Source organism: Mycobacterium sp., assembly GCF_049278535.1.
Lineage (GTDB): Bacteria > Actinomycetota > Actinomycetes > Mycobacteriales > Mycobacteriaceae > Mycobacterium.
On the sequence record NZ_JBAPMI010000230.1, the window covers coordinates 1 to 17,834 of the forward strand.

The 17,834-nt window shown below is 64.1% G+C and carries 19 protein-coding genes; 4 read left to right on the plus strand and 15 right to left on the minus strand.

What is annotated here, in order from left to right; all coding sequences use genetic code 11:
- Positions 1-261: PaaI family thioesterase (locus WAO18_RS15730; RefSeq protein ID WP_422207187.1), on the plus strand; the 261-nt coding region annotated here is incomplete at its 5' end.
- On the opposite strand, the gene WAO18_RS15735 is transcribed toward WAO18_RS15730, so the two are convergent.
- From WAO18_RS15735 to WAO18_RS15745, 3 genes are all read right to left on the minus strand, one after another.
- Positions 258-1,532: an amidohydrolase family protein gene (locus WAO18_RS15735; RefSeq protein ID WP_422207188.1), complete on the minus strand. Its 1,275-nt coding sequence runs from the start codon at positions 1,530-1,532 to the stop codon at positions 258-260. The genes WAO18_RS15730 and WAO18_RS15735 overlap by 4 nt on opposite strands.
- 83 nt (positions 1,533-1,615) lie before the next feature.
- A complete protein-coding gene (locus tag WAO18_RS15740) occupies positions 1,616-2,449 on the minus strand; it encodes an SDR family oxidoreductase (RefSeq protein ID WP_422207189.1) in 834 nt (277 codons plus the stop codon).
- 156 nt (positions 2,450-2,605) lie between these two features.
- Positions 2,606-3,505 (minus strand): enoyl-CoA hydratase, encoded by a 900-nt coding sequence (locus tag WAO18_RS15745; RefSeq protein ID WP_422207190.1) that lies wholly within the window; start codon positions 3,503-3,505, stop codon positions 2,606-2,608.
- A 174-nt stretch (positions 3,506-3,679) separates the two neighbouring features.
- Between WAO18_RS15745 and WAO18_RS15750 the strand changes: the two genes are divergently transcribed.
- From WAO18_RS15750 to WAO18_RS15760, 3 genes are read left to right on the plus strand one after another with little or no spacing between them, the layout of a single operon-like run.
- On the plus strand, positions 3,680-3,844 hold the full coding sequence (locus WAO18_RS15750) for a hypothetical protein (RefSeq protein WP_422207191.1): 165 nt from the start codon (positions 3,680-3,682) through the stop codon (positions 3,842-3,844).
- On the plus strand, positions 3,845-5,323 hold the full coding sequence (locus tag WAO18_RS15755) for an alpha,alpha-trehalose-phosphate synthase (UDP-forming) (RefSeq protein WP_422207192.1): 1,479 nt from the start codon (positions 3,845-3,847) through the stop codon (positions 5,321-5,323).
- A gap of 59 nt (positions 5,324-5,382) precedes the next feature.
- Positions 5,383-5,952, plus strand: a complete 570-nt coding sequence (locus tag WAO18_RS15760; protein ID WP_422207193.1) for a hypothetical protein — start codon at positions 5,383-5,385, stop codon at positions 5,950-5,952.
- Between the two features lie 12 nt (positions 5,953-5,964).
- On the opposite strand, the gene WAO18_RS15765 is transcribed toward WAO18_RS15760, so the two are convergent.
- The 12 genes from WAO18_RS15765 to WAO18_RS15820 form a co-directional block, all read right to left on the minus strand.
- On the minus strand, positions 5,965-6,447 hold the full coding sequence (locus tag WAO18_RS15765) for a mammalian cell entry protein (protein ID WP_422207194.1): 483 nt from the start codon (positions 6,445-6,447) through the stop codon (positions 5,965-5,967).
- Positions 6,447-7,157, minus strand: a complete 711-nt coding sequence (locus WAO18_RS15770) for a mammalian cell entry protein (protein WP_422207216.1) — start codon at positions 7,155-7,157, stop codon at positions 6,447-6,449. The genes WAO18_RS15765 and WAO18_RS15770 overlap by 1 nt, the downstream gene beginning before the upstream one ends.
- Positions 7,121-8,830: an MCE family protein gene (locus tag WAO18_RS15775; protein WP_422207195.1), complete on the minus strand. Its 1,710-nt coding sequence runs from the start codon at positions 8,828-8,830 to the stop codon at positions 7,121-7,123. Before WAO18_RS15775 ends, WAO18_RS15770 begins: the two co-directional genes overlap by 37 nt.
- Positions 8,830-9,990 (minus strand): MCE family protein, encoded by a 1,161-nt coding sequence (locus WAO18_RS15780; protein ID WP_422207196.1) that lies wholly within the window; start codon positions 9,988-9,990, stop codon positions 8,830-8,832. Before WAO18_RS15780 ends, WAO18_RS15775 begins: the two co-directional genes overlap by 1 nt.
- Entirely contained in the window at positions 9,987-11,402 is a 1,416-nt protein-coding gene (locus WAO18_RS15785; protein WP_422207197.1) for a virulence factor Mce family protein, read from the minus strand. Before WAO18_RS15785 ends, WAO18_RS15780 begins: the two co-directional genes overlap by 4 nt.
- The gene (locus tag WAO18_RS15790; RefSeq protein ID WP_422207198.1) at positions 11,399-12,469 is read right to left on the minus strand and encodes an MCE family protein; all 1,071 of its coding nucleotides are present in this window, start codon (positions 12,467-12,469) and stop codon (positions 11,399-11,401) included. Before WAO18_RS15790 ends, WAO18_RS15785 begins: the two co-directional genes overlap by 4 nt.
- Positions 12,456-13,505: an MCE family protein gene (locus WAO18_RS15795; protein ID WP_422207199.1), complete on the minus strand. Its 1,050-nt coding sequence runs from the start codon at positions 13,503-13,505 to the stop codon at positions 12,456-12,458. The genes WAO18_RS15790 and WAO18_RS15795 overlap by 14 nt, the downstream gene beginning before the upstream one ends.
- Positions 13,505-14,707, minus strand: coding sequence for an MCE family protein (locus tag WAO18_RS15800; RefSeq protein WP_422207200.1), 1,203 nt, complete (start codon positions 14,705-14,707; stop codon positions 13,505-13,507). The genes WAO18_RS15795 and WAO18_RS15800 overlap by 1 nt, the downstream gene beginning before the upstream one ends.
- Before the next feature lie 8 nt (positions 14,708-14,715).
- Positions 14,716-15,558: an MlaE family ABC transporter permease gene (locus WAO18_RS15805; protein WP_422207201.1), complete on the minus strand. Its 843-nt coding sequence runs from the start codon at positions 15,556-15,558 to the stop codon at positions 14,716-14,718.
- Positions 15,559-15,565: 7 nt separating this feature from the next.
- Entirely contained in the window at positions 15,566-16,330 is a 765-nt protein-coding gene (locus WAO18_RS15810) for an MlaE family ABC transporter permease (protein ID WP_422207202.1), read from the minus strand.
- A 255-nt stretch (positions 16,331-16,585) separates the two neighbouring features.
- Positions 16,586-17,548, minus strand: a complete 963-nt coding sequence (locus WAO18_RS15815) for a 3-oxoacyl-ACP reductase (RefSeq protein ID WP_422207203.1) — start codon at positions 17,546-17,548, stop codon at positions 16,586-16,588.
- Positions 17,511-17,702: a ferredoxin gene (locus WAO18_RS15820; RefSeq protein ID WP_325693690.1), complete on the minus strand. Its 192-nt coding sequence runs from the start codon at positions 17,700-17,702 to the stop codon at positions 17,511-17,513. Before WAO18_RS15820 ends, WAO18_RS15815 begins: the two co-directional genes overlap by 38 nt.
- Between the last annotated feature and the right edge of the window lie 132 nt (positions 17,703-17,834).

Genomic DNA, 17,834 nt, shown 5'->3' on the forward strand with positions numbered 1-17,834 from the left:
CCCGGCCTAGTGCACGGCGGTGTGTGCGCGATGGTGCTCGACCATGTGTTGGGTGCGACCGCGCACCAGCCGGGACGACCCGCTTTCACCGGCACGTTGCACATCCGCTATCTACGCGGCACACCTCTCGGGCCCCTGCACGCAGATGCCCGCATCGATCGGGTCGAGGGAGTGAAGACTTTCGCCGTCGGCCACATCGCCGATGCCCAGGGCGTCACGGTCAGGGCTGAGGGCGTATTCCTGCACCGGCGGGGCAGCTAGCTGCGGGCCGGGGCAAGACGCTTGAGAGCCAGTCCGCCTTCGAAGGGCCGGTACCCGAAAGCGGCCGGAGCCACATAACCGGTGTCGCCGATCGGCGTGGCCACCTCGGCAACGGTGGGACCGATCTCGGCGGCGACAGGCGCCAACGCTTCGAGGTCGAAGCGGTACAGCCGACCCGCGTTGCCGCCCAAGATCTTTCGGCAGATATCCTCCGAGCGGTCGTGCAGCGCCCAGCGGATGGCCAACTTGGAGTGCGGCGTGAAACCTTCTTCGTGGGGATAGTCGCTACCCCACATGATGTGGTCGGCCCCCATGAAATCGATCATCGCGGAATCGAACGGCATGAGTTCGCTAGCCAAATAACAGTTCCGCTTTGCGTATTCGCTTGGCGTCAGCGTCATCGCGTCGACGGACGACCCACCGAACATTCCGTAGGTGCGATTACCGGCCTCCGATTTCATCGTCGGCACCATCGCATCGAGCATCGCAAGTTGCGGTTGCACCCAGAGCGTGCCTTGTTCCGTCGGGACGAATCGCAGAGTCGGATGGCGCTCGAAGACACCGGCGAGGATCAGATGGCCCAGGGTCCGGTTAGCCCACAGCGCCATCTCAGTGATCAGCACCGCGTTCGACGCAGGCTGGTCCATCGGCATCTCGGGACTGCCGGCACCCGCATGCTGAACCACCGTGAGGTCGAGTTCCTCGCAAAGCGCCCAGAGCGGCTCGTACCGAGTGTGGAACAGCGGTGCGACATTCGGGTCGCCCGGCGAGACGGGCGGAACCAACACGCCGCCGAAGCAGTCTTTCTCTGCACCCCAGCGGATCTCCTGCATCGCCAATTCGACGTCGTTGGGAAAGACCTGAATCAGGCCGCGGCGACGAGTCGGGGCCAGCGAACAGAAGTCGATCTGCCAGCGATTGTGCGCTTGCACTCCCGCCCAGCGCTTCTCGAACTCGTCTCGGGTCCGGGGCAGGCTGATGGTGATGTTGGGCGTCGTCGGGAAGAACGGCGGCACGGTGTTGGGCAGCAGGACTTCGGCGGCCACCCCATCGGCGTCCATCTCGGTAATCCGAAGCTTGTGGTCCCAATTTCGGTTCGCGGTGGCGATGATCAGGTCGTCGAAAGGGCTGACGTACGTCTTGGCCCATGCGTCGAACTCATCGTGCAGGCGTGCCGGGAGATACTTCCGGTACTCATGAAGGTCTGCCCCGGCGTGAGTATCTGTCGAGACGACGACGTAGCGGTCGATTGTGTCCCAGGTTGTAGGCATCGCATCCTCCGGCCTTATCTCTCGAGGCTAGCCTTCCGCATGTCGCCGTGAGCGCAAGATCACCGTCTCAATGAGCGGACGATTTAGACCACTCCGCGCAGACCGTCGGCGCCGAAGACCGGTTCCAGCATCGCGCTGAAGTCCGGGCCACGCCGCAACATGAGGCCACCGTCGACGTTGATGATCTGCCCCGTCACGTAGCTTGCCGCGTCGCTGAGCAGAAACATCGCCGCGTTCGCGATGTCTTCGACCTCGCCGGGCCGAGGTAGCGGCGTGATCGCGCGGTAGTCCTCGCTCAACTCCGGCGAGTCCAATACGGGAGCAACCAGCTCGGTGCGGATCAGGCCCGGGCGGATGCTGTTGACTCGCACCCAGGACGCTCCGAGTTCATCGGCGGCCAACTGCATCAGGTGGTCCAGCGCCGACTTGCCGACGCCGTAGGCACCGAACCACCGGTGGGTATTACTGGCCGCGATCGACGAGATGCCGACGAACGATCCGCCGCCGCCGCGCACCATCTCGCGGGCGGAGTGCTTGAGCACGTACATGGTGCCGTTGACGTTGAGGTCGATGGTCTGTCGCCACAGCTCCGAGTCGATCTGGGTGACCGGCCCGATGGTCTGCGATCCGCCGGCGCAGTGCACCACGCCGTGCAGCCGGCCGTGCCAGGCCGTTACGGCATCCACCGCCCGGGTGGCCTCGTCCTCGTTGGTGATGTCGGCCGGCTCGTAGCGGATCTCACCGCCGTCGGCCTTGGCTGCCCCGATCTCCTTGACGGCCGCAGCGAGCCGGTCGGGATTGCGCCCGACGATCATGACCGACGCCCCGGCGGCTACCAGGCCGGCGGCCACCCCCTTGCCGATTCCACTGCCACCGCCGGTGACCAGGTAAGTCCGGTTTTCGAACGAAAGCTGCATGCCAGGTCCTCACGCCCAAACTGAAACAGGTTCTAGTCATAGAACCACACCTGGAGTCGGGATCTGATTGCGCGAGCCAGAAGCCACGGTCGTCATTCGGGGCCAGACCGCAGCCCTGACTTCTGCTTCGCGCTTGGGGTAGCGGCGTCGAAGCGACTACGGAGTGTCTTTGCTGGCGATCTTCGTCGGCTTGGGGTTGCGCCAGTCTTCGACGTCGGGAGGCAGTCCGATCGGATAGCGGTTTTCGTTGTGCGCGGCCCAATGGGCGTGCCCCAGCTCGTGGATGTGAAACGCGTGGCGCAGCGCCTCGGTGAAACCCATCGCGTCGGACGCGGCGTTCACCGAGTCCTTGATCAACATCGCTGCCATCGTGGGCCGCTCGGCGATGCGCCGGGCGAACTCCAGAGTCTTGTCGGCCAGCTCGTCGGTCGGAAAGACCTTGGACACCATGCCCAGCCGATAGGCCTCATCGGCGTCCAGGGAATCACCGGTCAGCAGAAGCTCTTTGGCCTTGCGTGGGCCGAATTCCCAAGGGTGAGCGTAATATTCGACACCTGGCATACCCATCCGGACACCGACGACGTCGCTGAACTTGGCATTGTCGGCCGCCACGATCAGGTCGCACGCCCAGATCAGCATCAAGCCCGCGGAGATCGCGTTGCCTTGTACCTGGGCGATGGTGATCTTGCGCAGATCGCGCCAGCGGCAGGTGTTCTGGAAGAAATAATGCCACTCCTGCAGATAGGTCTTTTCCGCGACCGCATCGCGATTGGCACCGTTGATGCGGAAGCTCGGCAGCTGGGCCTCCCCCGGAGCCCGTTCCGCCAACGCCAACTCCGAACCCAGGTCGTGGCCGGCGGAGAAGTTCTTACCGCGTGCCGCCAAGATGACCACCCGCACGGTGTCGTCGGCCTCCGCGCGAACGAACGCCTCGTCGAGCTGCACCAGCAAACCGCGGCTCTGAGCGTTATGTGCCTCGGGGCGGTTCAGCCAGATCCGCGCGATGCGGCCCTCGTCAAGGGTTTCGTAGGCCACCAACTCGTTGGGGACTGCCATTGGCCACCTCATTCGCCGTAACTGTGCCGATGGCCCGGCTTCTCCTCGGTCCGCTATGTGGACCGCATCGTCGCCGGGCAGAGAAGTTACACATTACGACCAGCCCGTAACGGCCCCACCGGCGGGTTACGGCGCCGTCTGCAGCTGATTCCGCACTTCGCCTACAGTTATGTCATGCCCGCTAAATCTGACACCCATGAAATCGACGACGTGGAGCCACTGGCTGATGACACCGCCAGCCAGGCCAGGCGTGTAGTGGCGGCCTACGCGACCGACGCTGACGAATGCCGCGTCTTCCTCGCGATGCTCGGCATTGGGCCCGCGAAACTCGAGGTGTAAGTGCCCGGCGCGGGAGGCAAGGGGTCGAAGGACCCTGCCTCCGGCGTGTCCGACTTCGTCGTGGTCGCCAACCGGCTGCCGATCGACATGGAGCGATTGCCCGACGGCAGCACTCGTTGGAAGCGCAGCCCGGGCGGTTTGGTCACGGCACTGGAGCCGCTACTGCGCCGTCGTCGCGGCGCCTGGATCGGCTGGCCCGGGGTCGTCGACGACGATGTGGACGTCGAGGACGCACCGATAGTCCAGGAGGGTCTACGGCTGCACCCGGTGCGGCTTTCCGCCGACGACGTCGAAGAGTATTACGAGGGTTTCTCCAACGCCACACTGTGGCCGCTGTATCACGACGTGATCGTCAAACCGAGCTACCACCGGGAGTGGTGGGACCGCTACGTCACCGTCAACCAGCGATTCGCGAAAGCCGCGTCTCGCGCCGCTGCCGACGGGGCCACCGTCTGGGTGCAGGACTATCAGCTGCAACTTGTCCCGAAAATGCTGCGCGAACTCCGCCCCGATCTGACGATCGGGTTCTTTTTGCATATCCCGTTCCCGCCCGTCGAGCTGTTCATGCAGATGCCCTGGCGGACCGAGATCGTGGAAGGCCTACTGGGCGCCGACTTGGTGGGATTCCAGCTGGCCGGCGGTGCGCAGAATTTCCTGATTCTGTCCCGACGGCTGATCGGCGCGAACACCTCGCGCGGTTCGGTGGGGGTGCGGTCGCGCTTCGGTGAGGTGGACGTCGACGGCCGCACCGTTCACGTGGGCGCCTTCCCGATCTCCATCGACTCGAGCGAGCTCGACCAAAAGGGACGTGACCGCAACATCCGCAGGCGGGCCAGGGAGATCCGCTCCGAGATCGGTAATCCCCGCAAGGTTCTGCTCGGCGTCGACCGGCTCGACTACACCAAAGGTATCGATGTGCGGCTCAAGGCCTTTGCCGAACTGCTCGCCGAGGGCCGGGTCAAGAGCGAGGACACCGTGCTGGTCCAGCTCGCCACGCCCAGCCGGGAGCGCGTCGACAGCTATCAGGCGCTGCGCAACGATATCGAGCGCGAGGTCGGCCACATCAACGGCGAATACAGCGAGGTCGACCACACGGTGGTGCATTACCTGCACCGTCCGGTTCCCCGCGACGAACTGATCGCGTTCTTCGTGGCCAGCGACGTCATGCTGGTGACCCCGCTGCGGGACGGGATGAACCTGGTGGCCAAGGAGTACGTGGCCTGCCGCAGCGACCTCGGCGGTGCACTCGTGCTGAGCGAATTCACTGGAGCCGCAGCCGAACTGCGACAGGCCTACCTGGTCAACCCGCACGACACGGAGGGCGTCAAAGACGCGATCGAAGCGGCGCTCAACCAAACCGACGACGCCGGGCGGCGCCGGATGCGCGCATTACGGCGGCAGGTACTGGCCCACGACGTCGACGGATGGGCCCGGTCATTCCTCGACGCGCTGGCCGCTGGTCATCCGTCAAACAGCTGAATCTGGTGGTGTGGCCGCTGCCGCACTGCGATACTCGATGCACTTAGCCGGAACGGAGCATGAAGGTGATCACCTCCCGCGGCCTGACTGCCGCCGCCGTCATGACACTTGTCGCTGTGGGCACATCGACGCCCGCCCATGCACTCGGACCTCCGCCGGACGGCATGTACAGCCTCACCGAAGCTGGTGTGCCCACGACGACCTGGAAGATCATAGCTTTGTGCGATGCGCCGTCCCGCCAGCGCGCCATCCCTGATTTCGCCGACCCCGTCATAGCCGCCGACCTCTGCGCACTGAACGTCAGCAGCACGACAGCCAGGGTGATCAGCCGCTCGGAGAAGATGGCGAACTTCGTTGGCCGAGCCCGACTTGCCCGAGATCTGTGGACTTTCCAGGTGCCGAAGGAGAATGGCGTGGCATGTCCCGACGGCACAACTGCGGAATCGACGGATACCTATGCGTTCGACGACGTCTCGCTTACCGGCACGCACACCAGTATTCACGGCGATATCTGCGGCCTTCAGCCCGCGATGACGAAGACTCCGTTCACCCTTGCATTCCAGGGACCGCTGCCGAACCCGGTCGAGCGTTACCCATTGGACTGCAACGAGATCGGACAATGCCGCTGACGGATTTGTCGGCTAGATCGGCGTGATGTAGTTGATCAGCCATTTGCCGCCGATCCGCTGGTAGTCCACCCGCAACCGGCTGCCGTCGTAGAGCGGCTGCCGGGTCTTGTCAGTCACCGTGCGGTTCATGTACACCATCACCGACGCCGAATTACGTTGAGCCGCCATGACTCCCACGCCGACCACGCTCGCCTGCACAACGACCTCACGTTTGCGCGCCTCGGGGATGATCTTCTCGTTGGCGCTCTTCTCGAACTCCTGCCGATAACCCGGCGTAAGCAACAGGTACGCGGCGCTCAGGCTGCGCTCCACGGTCTGGTAGTCGTAGGCGAACACTTCGGGAATCTCTTTGGTGGCCAACGGCGGAAGCGCCGAGCGTGCCGCCTGCTCACCGCGGGTTTCGACCCGCTCCCAGTAGAGCCAGCCTCCGGCTGCGGCCAACCCGACGAAGGTGGTGGTCAGCAAGCTCACGACGGCGGCGATCAACCACCGCATCAATTGCCTCCGTCTGGATACTTCAGGTCGTAACCGGTCATCCGCCCGTTCTCGTCCTCGTGCACGATGACCCGCAGCCGGTAGGGCATTGACGGCTTGTTGACTCCGTCCAGGTCTGTCACCGTGACGCGTATCGATACCAGCACCGACGCGTTGTCGGTAACACTGTCAATGCCTTCCAGCGCGGCCCCGTTGACGACCGCCTCGGAGTTCGCGTCGGTGTGACGGAACAGCGCCTTGATGTTCTCGACGTTGTTGTTGGAGCTGAGCATTCCATGCAGCGGCCCGCTGGTCCCCTCGACGAATCTGGCGACACTTTGGTCGATGTTGTCCTGCTTGTAGCTGAACATGTTCACGACGGTCTGGGTGGCGGCGTCGACGAAGCGCTGGACCCGGGCGTGGGCGGTGTCGGCCTGACGCTGCTGATAGATCTCGAAACCCACGCTGCCGGCCAGCGTCGCGATCCCGACCAGACTCGCTGCCAGCGCGATCCAGCCGACCCGCCTGCGGTGTGCGGGCCGGCGCGGAGGGGGGCCGATCGGTGTGTTCTGACGCTTGACCGGCTTGGGGGCGGTCTCGACCCGGACTGTGGTGGTGGCCGGTTCACCGCTGTGCGGACCGGCGGCCCGCGAAGCCCGCCGGCGCGGGGGTCGCGTCGACGACTCGTCTTCGGTCACAACTGCCTCGGGTCGCGCATCAGGTCCAACCAGTTCTCCGCGGTCGATACTTTGCCGGGCGCGAAGATACCAGTGCCTCCTGCGGGGTCCTGAAAAGCGCCGGTGGCATCGTCGTATGTGGTGTAGGCCGTGCCGTTGGCCTGCGGAACCGGACCGGGCGGCGGACCCCACGGCTTCTCGGCCGGAGGGTACGGCGCTCCAGGCAGTCCCTCCGGTGGTGGCGGGGCGGGAACGGCTTTGGGGAACGGTATCGCCGGGTTCTGCGGCGGGTATGGGGCAGGCGGAATCCAGGCCTGGCGTCCATCCGTGCCACCGGTGTTGGGTGGTGGCGGCGTCGGGAACGGCTGGTGCGGCGCCGGGCCTGGACCTTCGACCACGCCGGGCGGAAGCGGCCCGGCTATCGGTGTCCCCGGATCCGGGTCGTTGCCCGGCGGTATGAAGGGATACTTGTTGGGCGGCAGGATGTTCAGCCCGTTCGTCACCGGAGTTCCGTAGGGGATCGGCGGTCCGCGCCAAGGGTTAGTACCGATCGGCACATAACCCTTGGGATCACGGCATAGCGCCACCGTCGGTGCCCGCTTGCCGGGGAATTCCTGGCACGGGTAGTTGCGCGCACCGCGGACCGCCGACGGGTCGTTTTGGGCGGTCTTGCAGTACATGTCGGTCGGGATCTCCCGCAACGTCTCATCGGCCGGAGTCCGAATCAGCGGCGGCGGAATGAAGCCGGTGGTGCACGGCGGTGGGTCGACGTTGACCTTGAAGTCAAGCTTGGCGCCCTCGTCCTGAGGTTCGCCGTTGGCCGCGGTGATGATCGCGGCGAACAGCGCCGGCAACACCACTAACAGTTGCTCGATCGACTTGTGATAGATAACCCCGACCCGGCCCAGGTTGGCCAGGTTCGCCGCCAGCATCGGGAACGACGGGCGGATACCGGAGAATGCTGTGTTGGCCTGATCGACCGCGGGTGGAACGACCGTCAGCAGCGTTCGCAACTGCGGATCGGCCTGTCGCACTTCGGAAGTGAACCGCGCCAGCCCGTCGGACAGTGCTCTGATGTCGTTGCCGGAGCGAATTTGGGCCTGCAGAAACGGGCCGACCTGATCGACCAATTGCGACGTCTGCGGGAAGTCCGCATTGGCCTGGTCCACCAGCAGCCGGGACGACTCGAACAGCCTGGCCAATTCGGGTCCGGATCCGTTGAACGCGGTGAAGGTTTCGTGCAGCAATTCGCGCAATCGAGTGTCGGCCACGCTGTTGACCAAGGTCTCCGACTGATGCAGCAGTGTCGCGATGTCGACGCTGATCGCGGTGTTACCGCGGTCGATGCGAGATCCGTTGTGCAGCTTGGTCGTAGCGACATGTTCGGGAGGCACCAGGTCGATGTACTGCTCACCGATGGCCGACACGCTCTTCACCGATGCGATGACGTTCGACGGGACATTGGTGCCACTGTTCAGCCGCATCACCGCGTCGACGCCGTCCGGGGTGAGACCCACCGAGTCGACGCGGCCGACCGCGACACCGCGGTAGGTGACGTTGGCGTTTTTGTAGAGACCACCGCCGGCGACGAAGTTCGCGGTCACCTGGTACGTCCCGAGGCCCATCGCGGCCGGCAACCGTAGGTAGAAGATCGCCATGATGGCGACGGTGATCACCGTGACCACCGCGAAGATGGCCAGTTGGAGGCGAGTCAGTCGATCCAGCATCAGTTGTTCCCTGCTGGTGTGCCCGGCGGAATCTTGAACGGGTCCGCGGCCTGCCCGGATAGGTTGGCCATTTCACCGAGCAGGAAATCGGGCGGGTTCAGGATGTCTTTCATATGCAGCATGTTCGGGTCCAGCGGCCACGACGTGGTGAAGAACGTCTCGCCCAACCGTCGGACCGTGAGGTCGAACGTGGTGAACACGTTCAGGTAGTCGCCGCGTACCGCCTGCTTGATCCCGAAGTTCGGGAACGGGAAGGTCAGCAGCAACTGCATCGACGTCACGAAGTTCTTGCGGTTGTCGGCCAGCGCCTTGACGTTGGAGTAAATGTCTTTGAGGTCTGCGGCGAAATCCACCTTCGTTTGCGAAAGCACATGCGCCGCAACTGTTGCGACTTTCTTGAGAGCGCCGAAAGCCTCGACGATTTTGTCCCGATTCTTGTTGAGCACTCGCAACGCTTCGGGAAGCGTTTCCAGCGTGCGCCCGAGGCTGTCCTTGTTGTTGGCCAGGATCGCGGAGAATCGGTCCAGTCCGTCGATAGCGGCGACGATGTCGTTGACCTGATTGTTCAACCCAGCCGTGAGTTCGGCCAGCCGCGGCACCAAATTGGTGAACTGGCCTTCCCGGCCCGCGACCGCCTGATAGGTCTCGTCGGTAATTTCTTGCAGCGCACCGAGATTGCCCTTGTTGACCACGACACCGAGCGCGGAGAACACTTCCTCGGTAGTCGGGAAGCGACTGGTCCGTGCCTCCTGAATAGCCGATCCGTCGACCAGCCTGCCCACCGGCGGCTGATTGAGTGGCGGCGCCAGCTCGACGTGCTGAGAACCAAGTAGCGAGGTCTGCGCCACCCGGGCAATGGAATTGGCCGGCAAGATCGCATTACGGTCCAGTGTCAGCTTGACCGCGGCGTAAAAACTTCCATCGCGGCGCTGCACTGCGTCAATGCCCGAAACGCTGCCGACCGTGACGTCGTCGATCATCACGGGCGAGTTCTGCGGAAGAGTCGCCACGTCGGGCAGGTCGACGGTGATCGAGTACGAGCCCGAGCCGTGGCCGGCGGTACCGGGCAGGGCGACCGAGTTCAATCCGCCGAACTGGCAGCCCGCCAGCAATGCGCTGCCTGCCGCTAATGCACCGCCGCGCAACCAGATTCGCCTCATCGCCCGGCCCCCTGCTCGGCCGGTAAGGGCAACGGGGGTGCCGGGGCCGCCGGTGCGGGACCCGGCCGTGGGCCAAACGGATTCGGCGCCGGAGCGGGTGCGCCGGGTGCCGGGCCGCCGGTCGATGCCTGCGGGACCATCAGCGCCTGCAGGTCCGCCGGGTTGGGCGGATGCGCGCCGGGCGCCGGTATCCAGTGCAGGTCCGGAATGGGTGTCTGCGACCTGGTCTGGGTTTCCGGGGTGTCGTATTGGATCTGGCCCTTGTACGCCGTGATCATGTTGAGCGGGTGGAACATGATCGGCGGGTAGTTGAACGTGAGCCGGCGCAGCGGCGGCCCCAGCCGCTCGCGGCATATCTCGGCCCGCTTGTAGTATTCCGGGCCAGACAGACCCGCCGCGGTGTCGAACGAACCGCCGCAGATGAACTGCACCGGGTTGGCGAACTCGGGGATCGAGATCAGCCCGTTCAGCGTTCCCTGCGCGGGGTCGTAGATGTTGTAGAAGTTGGAGATACCGGGCCCCGCGACGTGCAGCACCTGCTCGATATCTTCACTCTGATCGCTGAGCACCTGGGTCAGATCGGTGAGCTTGTCGACTGTTCCGATCAGCGTCGAGTTGTTGTCCTGCAGAAAGCCTTTGACGTCGATCAGTGCCTGGTTCAGGGTGCCGAGAGTGTTATCGAGGTGCGTTGAACTCTTGGCGAGCACCTGCGATACCGACGCCACGTGCCCGGCGAACGAAACGATCTGCTCGTTGCTCGCCGAAAGAGCGTCCACCAGCACCTGCAGGTTCTTGACCGTGCCGAAGATGTCGGTGCGCGAATCACCCAGTCGGCCGGCGGCTCGCGACAGTTCGCGCAGCGATGTACGGAAGGAGTCACCGTTGCCGTTGAACGTGTCCGCGGCCTGGTTGATCGCCTTACCCAGCGGACCCTGTAACTGTCCGGCCGCGGGGCTGAGCTGCTTGGCCAGATCAGTCAGCGATTGCTTGACTTCGTCCCATTCGACCGGCACCGCGGTGTGAGCCAGCGGGATGGTCGCGCCGTCCGGCAACGCCGGTCCGCTGGTGTAGGCGGGGGCGAGCTGGATGAAGCGAGCTGCAACCAGGTTGGGCGACATGATGATTGCGCGAGCGTTTGCTGGAACCTTCACGCCACTGTCCACCGACATGGTGATCTTCACGTCTTCTGCACGCGGTTCGATCGACGCGATCTCGCCCACCGGCACGCCGACTATCCGGATCTGGTCACCGGGATACAGCCCGACCGCGGAGGTGAAGTACCCGACGATCTTGTTACCTGTCCGACCCGGCCAAGCCACGAAGATGCCCAGAGCGAGAAAAATGGCGAGCAGCACTGCCAGCGTCAACCGCAACCCGCGGTGACGTTCCCTGAATGCGGAGAACACGGTCATGGCGACTGCGGCCTCAACTTCCACCGCTCTTGGACCATTCCGCGCAGATAGTCAGCGAAGCTGGCCGGCAGCTTGCCGGGCTGGAACACGGTGTCGAACATCATCCCGACGATGGGCGCTGGAACCACGCCGTAAACGTTCACGTTGAACCCGGGCCCGGAGCCGACCACCTCACCGAGCGTTGTTGCGTACGAGGGCAACCGCTTCAACGCCTCGCTGATGTAGTCACGGCGTTCGTTGAGATCGTCAAGCACGGTATTCAGCTTGCTCAACGCCGGGCCGAACTCCTTGCGGTTGTCGGCGACGAAGCCGGAGAGTTGCGCGGAGACATCGTCGATGCCGCCGATCAGTTCCCCAAGCGCGGCGCGGCGCGCATCGAGTGCCGCAAACAATTGGTTCCCGTCGACGATCAGCTTATTGACCTGCCCCGCACGTTCAGCGAGCACGCCGGTCACCGATTTGGCATGCGCCAGCAGCTGATCCAGGGCCTCGTCGCGGGTGTTCAACGTCCGCGACAACGAGGTGATGCCGTCGAGTGCCCCGCGCAACTGCGGCGTGGCATCGTGCAATGCATCGGTGAGCACCTTCAACGACTTCTCGAACTGGGCCTTGTCCAGGTCTCCGGCGTTGTGGCCCAAGTCTTCCAGCGCGGAGCCCAGCGCGTACGGCGTCGTCGTCCGGCTCAGCGGGATGGTGGTCGCGATCCCCGATCCAACCGGGGTCACCGCGACCGCACGCTGCCCGAGGATGGTCTGAGTCCGAATAGCCGCCAGCGAGCCGTTCCCGACATTGACATGAGGGTCGACGGTGAAGTCGACCCTGGCGGTGTCGCCGGCCAGCTTAACTGCTTGTACGGAGCCAACTTTGATGCCGGAGACGTAAACGTCGTTGCCGGGGTTGATCCCGCCGGCGTCGGCGAAATAGGCGGTGTACGGCCGGCCCTGCGGCCAGAACGGCAACTTGGTGTAGCCGAACGCGACCAGGATGACGCACACCACGAGGACCACTCCGAAGATCCCGGTGCGGAGTGGGTCGCGGTCGCGGCGGGGGGTGCTACTTGTTGACAAAAGCGCACCTGCCTTTGCTTGGATCCACCTGGCCACCCATCGGGATGATGATGTCACTTCCGGCCGGGCCGTTGATCTTCAGCGACACCGAGCAGAAGTAGATGTTGAAGTACGCGCCGTAGGCGCCGAGCGCGGACAGCCGGAGGTAGTCCTCACCAAGTTGCTCGATGTCGTTGTTCACCTCGGGCAGGCGATCGTTGAGTTCGCTGGCGAGCGGGCGGGTGTTCTCCAGGATGCCTTGCAGCGGCCGACGTGAATGCTTCAGTAGGTCAGTCAGATCCGACGTCGTGGTCGCCAGCGGTGGTATCGCGCCCGCTATCGCGTCTCGGCCCTGGGACAGCCCGGTGATCAGTTTCTGCAACTGATCGACGGTATCGGAGAACTGCGCCCCCTTGGCGTCGACGGTGGCCAGCACGGCGTTGAGATTGGTGATCACGTCGCCGATCTCCCGGTCGTGCGCACCAAGCGTCGACCCGAACGAGTTCGTGTTGGCCAGCAAGTTGGACAGTGCCCCGCCCTGGCCCTGCAACAGGTCGATCACGTAGCTGCTGACCGTGTTGACCTTGTCGGCATCCAGTCCCTTGAGCACCGGGCGTAGGCCACCCAGCAGCGCGTCGAGGTCCAGCGCCGGCTCGGTGTGATGCTGGTCGATGGTCCCCCCGGGCGGGAGCTTGCGCAATTCCCCAGGGCCCGAAGTGATTTCCAGGAACCGGTCGCCTACCAAATTGTCGTAGCGGATCAGCGCGCGTGTGGACGAGTACAGCGTGTAGCGCTTGTCCACAGTGAACGCCACGTCCACGGTGTTGTTCGGGTTGAGCTTGACTTCCTTCACCGCGCCGACCGGCACACCGGCAATGCGGACCTTCTGGCCACCCTTCAGCCGGGTCGCGTCAATGAAGTTGGCGTGGTAGGCGTTTGACGGTCCGAAGCGGAATTCCCCGAACGTCACCACCAGGCCGAATGCCACCAACAGCATGGTGACGGTGAAGATGCCGACTTTCACCAAGACCGAGCGCTGCGACTCGTGGCCGTCCATCAGAAGTCGTCCCGCTCTGCGAACGCGCCGTGGAACAACCACTGCAGCGTTGACGGGGCGTCCACCTGCACTTCGGTGAACGGCTCATAGGGGATATTCGCGTTGTCGGTCACCAGGAATGGAGCGCGGTACCAGGAGCCGCCCGTTTGCTTGGTCGGCAGGTCGGGTAGTCCGCGGCAATTCGGACCACCGGAGGCGTTGACCCTCGGCAAGCTCTCCGGGTAGGTGTACGTCGGCGCACCCAGCACGAAACTGGACGAGGTAAACAGGCCCGCCTTTCGCACACCGAGGATGGGTGCGAATTCCTGGATGCCGCGGTTGATGGCGCCGAAGAGGCAGCCGAATTCCGGTGAATAGTCGGAGGTGACCTTCAGCGGGGCGCGCAGCCGCTTGATCGCATCGATCAGATTCTGCTCGGCCGGCGCCAGTGTGTCATATGCGTTGTTGGACAAGCCGATTGCCGACAACAGGGCGGAATTCAGATTGCTCTGCTCATCCACTACCGTCCTGGCGATCGTCGGTGTGTTGTTGAAAACGGTGACGAGATCGGGCGCAGCATCGGCGTAGATGTTGGCCACCGCAGCCGTCTTGCGAAAGTCCTGCTGGAGGGTCGGCAGCTTCGGATTGAGTTGCTGCGTCAAGGTATTCAGCCCGGACAGCACTCCGCCGAGGTCTTTGCCGTGTCCCCGCAGACCTTCGGCAAGCGCGCTCAGCGTGCCGTTCAACTCGACTGGGTCGATCTTCTGCAGCAGGCCGATCAGCGACTGGAACAGCGTATTGACCTCGAGCGAAACCGCCGATACCGCGAGATGCGCCCCGGGGCGCAGCGGAGCGGGCGACGGTGACGTCGGTGGAATGAACTCCACTGACTTCGCGCCAAAGACCGTGCTGCTGGCGATGTGGACCGCGGCGTTCGAGGGGATGAAGTGCAACTCACCGCCGTCGATGGCCAGCCGCAGCTGAGCGTGTTCGCCCGCGTAGCTGACGTCGTCGACCTTGCCGATCTGGACGCCGCGATACTTCACCTTGTTGCCGCGGTCCATCTCCAACCCGGCCCGCGGCGCGGTCAGAGTGACGGTATCGGTGGTGGAAAAGGCTGCGGTGTAGGAGAGGTAAGTAAGCACCACAAACGCCAATAACAGAGAGGCCAGCAGCGCCGCTGCCAGCCTGACGTGAGTGCGTTGTGCACCGGTGCTTGCCACTGCCCCCCTTACCCGGAGAGGTTGAAGTTACCGGACGCGCCGTAGACGGCCAGCGAGATGAACAAAGTAATGACGACGACCACAATCAGCGACGTGCGCACCGCTTGACCGACCGCCAGACCGACACCCACCGGACCGCCAGACGCGTTGTAGCCGTAGTACGTATGGATCAGCATCACCGCGATCGACATCACGATGGCTTGCAGGAACGACCACAGCAGATCGGTGGGAATAAGGAAGGTGTTGAAGTAGTGGTCATACAGACCGGCCGACTGCCCGTTGATGAACACCGTGGTGAACCGCGCGGCGAAGAACGAGGCCAAGACCGCGAGCGAGTACAGCGGGACGATCGCGATCAAACCCGCGATCAGCCGGGTCGACACCAGGTAGGACACCGAGTGCACAGCCATCGACTCGATGGCGTCGATCTCCTCGGCGACCCGCATCGCGCCCAGCTGGGCCGTGGTGCCCGCGCCGATGGTGGCCGCCAGCGCGATCCCGGCAACCACCGGAGCGACGATGCGCACATTGAGAAACGCCGACAGGAATCCGGTCAGCGCCTCAATACCGATGTTGCCCAACGACTCATAGCCCTGTACTGCGATCACACCGCCTGACGCCAGCGTCAAAAACGCTGCGACGCCGACTGTTCCGCCGATGAGCACCAATGCACCTGTGCCCATAGTCATTTCGGCGATCAGCCGGATGGTCTCTTTGCGGTAGCGGGTGAGCGCGTTAGGGATGTAGCGCATCGACTCGCCGTAGAACAGCGCCTGCTCGCCGAAGGTGTCCATCGGGCCGGCGAACCGGTGGAAGAAGCGGCGGAGACGTACGGTGGCGTCGTAACTCATCGGCGCGTCACCGGGCCAGCACCCGAACGCCGATCGCGGTCATGATGACGTTGATCACGAACAGGCAGATGAACGCGTACACCACGGTCTCGTTGACGGCGGTTCCGACACCTTTCGGTCCGCCCTTGACCGTCAGCCCCCGGTAGCAGCCAACCAGGCCGGCAACGATGCCGAACAGCAAAGCCTTGAACTCGGAGAGGATCACCTCGCCGAGGTGGGTCAGCACGGTCAACCCGTTGACGAAGGCGCCCGGGTTGACGCCCTGTAACAACACCGAGAAGACGTAGCCACCGGCGATGCCGATCGCCGAGACCAGCCCGTTGAGGAGCAGCGCGACGAAAGTCGACGCCAGCACCCTGGGGACCACAAGTCGCTGAATCGGGTCGATGCCCAGCACTCGCAGGGCGTCGATTTCCTCGCGGATCGTGCGCGCACCCAGGTCGGCGCAGATCGCGGTGGCGCCCGCGCCGGCCACCACCAGCACGGTGACGACGGGCCCCAGTTGGGTGATGGTTCCGAACGCGGTGCCCGCACCGGACAGGTCGGCGGCGCCGATCTCACGAAGAAGGATGTTGAGCGTGAAAGCCACCAGAACGGTGAACGGGATCGCCACCAACAACGTTGGGACAAGGGAAACCCGGGCGATCATCCAGGTCTGGTCGAGGAACTCACGGAATTGAAAGGGGCGCTGAAATGTCTTGCGGAACGTATCCAGCGCCATCTCGACGAAACCGCCCACGGCCCGAGCCGGGACCGCGAGCTGTTCGATCAACCTGGTTCCCCTTCTCGCGCGGGTATCTCCACGTTCGCCAGCGATGCCTCTGTGTCCCCGATGCGCGCCGCCTGGCTTGTTTCTGAGCCGACGACGGTCCGCGTGAGCCGGCCAATCGTAACTAGAACAAGTTCGGAGTGTCAAAGAACGACAGCATTAGACAAAAGTTAGTAATTAAGCAGGTCAGGGCCTTTGTGACCTATTTCATTCTGCAACGTGTTCTAGTTGGAAACTGCAGGTCTCTGACCCGCTGAATCACGCCATCAAGCTGGTGGCCGCGAAGTTGCGTTCCGGGTCGCGGCCGGCAAAGTAATGCTCTAGCTCGTCGCTGAGCTTGCCAGGCTCCCACGCCTGCGCGTCGGTGGCGAACCGGTGCTCGACGCTCGGCGCCGAAACCAACGTCACCTGGGGGCCGTACACGATGAAGACCTGGCCGTTGACATCCTTGGCCGCGGGCGACGCCAGGAAGCGGACCAGGGTGACCACATGCTCGGGTGATAGTGGGTCGATCTGGCCGTCGCCGACCTCGGGCGCATCGCCGAAGACGTCGGCGGTCATCGCGGTCCTGGCCCGTGGGCAGATCGCGTTGGCGCACACCCCGTAACGGCCCAGCGCCCGGGCAGCGGTCAAAGTGAGCGCGGAGATGCCCGCCTTCGCGGCGCCGTAGTTCGCCTGGCCGACCGGACCCACCAGCCCAGCCTCCGACGAGGTGTTGACCAGACGGCCGTAGACCGACCCGTCGGCATCCTTCGCCTTTTGGCGCCAGTAGGTTGCGGCGTTGCGGGTCAACAGGAAATGACCCCGTAGATGCACGGCGATCACCGCGTCCCACTCTTCATCGGACATGTTGAACAGCATCCGGTCACGGGTGATCCCGGCATTGTTGACCACGATGCTCAGGCCGCCCAGGCCGTCTGCGGTACTGACCAACTCGTCGGCTGTTTCGCGTTGGCTGATATCGCCGGTGACCGCGATCGCTTTGGCGCCGGCGGTGGTGATCTCGTCGATCACATCGGAGGCATCCAGCGCGGCGGCGATGTCGTTGACCACGACGGTCGCACCTGCGTGGGCCAGGCCAATAGCCTCTGCGCGTCCCAGGCCCGCAGCCGCGCCGGTCACCACCGCGACCTTTCCGGATAGATCGGCCACGTTCGTGCTGCTAGTCAATTTATGAATACCTCTAGTCTTCGCGTACCAAGGCTGCTCGCGGGCATTCATGGATCGCCTGCTCGGCCGCCGCCTCCTGATCGGCCGGAACCGGGTCGGTCTTCACCACCGCGTAATCCTCGTCATCGAGGTCGAAGATATCCGGCGCGATTCCCAAGCACACGGCGTTGCCTTCACACCGGTCGTGGTCGACTATCACCCGCACGACGATCCTCCTTGAAACGTGGCTTCAATCGGTATGCCCACAATACGACCAGTCCCGATCGCGTCCAGGGAAACGGTCGCTGGACCCTCAGACTAGAACGTGTTACAACCAGGGTGGCGAATGGGTGGCCGC

Coding starts and splice junctions, on each gene's coding strand:
- WAO18_RS15785 (WP_422207197.1), bottom strand. CDS start 11,402: ATGACCGTGTTCTCCGCATTCAGGGAACGTCACCGCGGGTTGCGGTTG.
- WAO18_RS15805 (WP_422207201.1), bottom strand. CDS start 15,558: ATGAGTTACGACGCCACCGTACGTCTCCGCCGCTTCTTCCACCGGTTC.
- WAO18_RS15775 (WP_422207195.1), bottom strand. CDS start 8,830: ATGCTGGATCGACTGACTCGCCTCCAACTGGCCATCTTCGCGGTGGTC.
- WAO18_RS15780 (WP_422207196.1), bottom strand. CDS start 9,990: ATGAGGCGAATCTGGTTGCGCGGCGGTGCATTAGCGGCAGGCAGCGCA.
- WAO18_RS15745 (WP_422207190.1), bottom strand. CDS start 3,505: ATGGCAGTCCCCAACGAGTTGGTGGCCTACGAAACCCTTGACGAGGGC.
- WAO18_RS15765 (WP_422207194.1), bottom strand. CDS start 6,447: ATGCGGTGGTTGATCGCCGCCGTCGTGAGCTTGCTGACCACCACCTTC.
- WAO18_RS15750 (WP_422207191.1), top strand. CDS start 3,680: ATGCCCGCTAAATCTGACACCCATGAAATCGACGACGTGGAGCCACTG.
- WAO18_RS15795 (WP_422207199.1), bottom strand. CDS start 13,505: ATGGACGGCCACGAGTCGCAGCGCTCGGTCTTGGTGAAAGTCGGCATC.
- WAO18_RS15760 (WP_422207193.1), top strand. CDS start 5,383: ATGAAGGTGATCACCTCCCGCGGCCTGACTGCCGCCGCCGTCATGACA.
- WAO18_RS15740 (WP_422207189.1), bottom strand. CDS start 2,449: ATGCAGCTTTCGTTCGAAAACCGGACTTACCTGGTCACCGGCGGTGGC.
- WAO18_RS15815 (WP_422207203.1), bottom strand. CDS start 17,548: ATGAATGCCCGCGAGCAGCCTTGGTACGCGAAGACTAGAGGTATTCAT.
- WAO18_RS15735 (WP_422207188.1), bottom strand. CDS start 1,532: ATGCCTACAACCTGGGACACAATCGACCGCTACGTCGTCGTCTCGACA.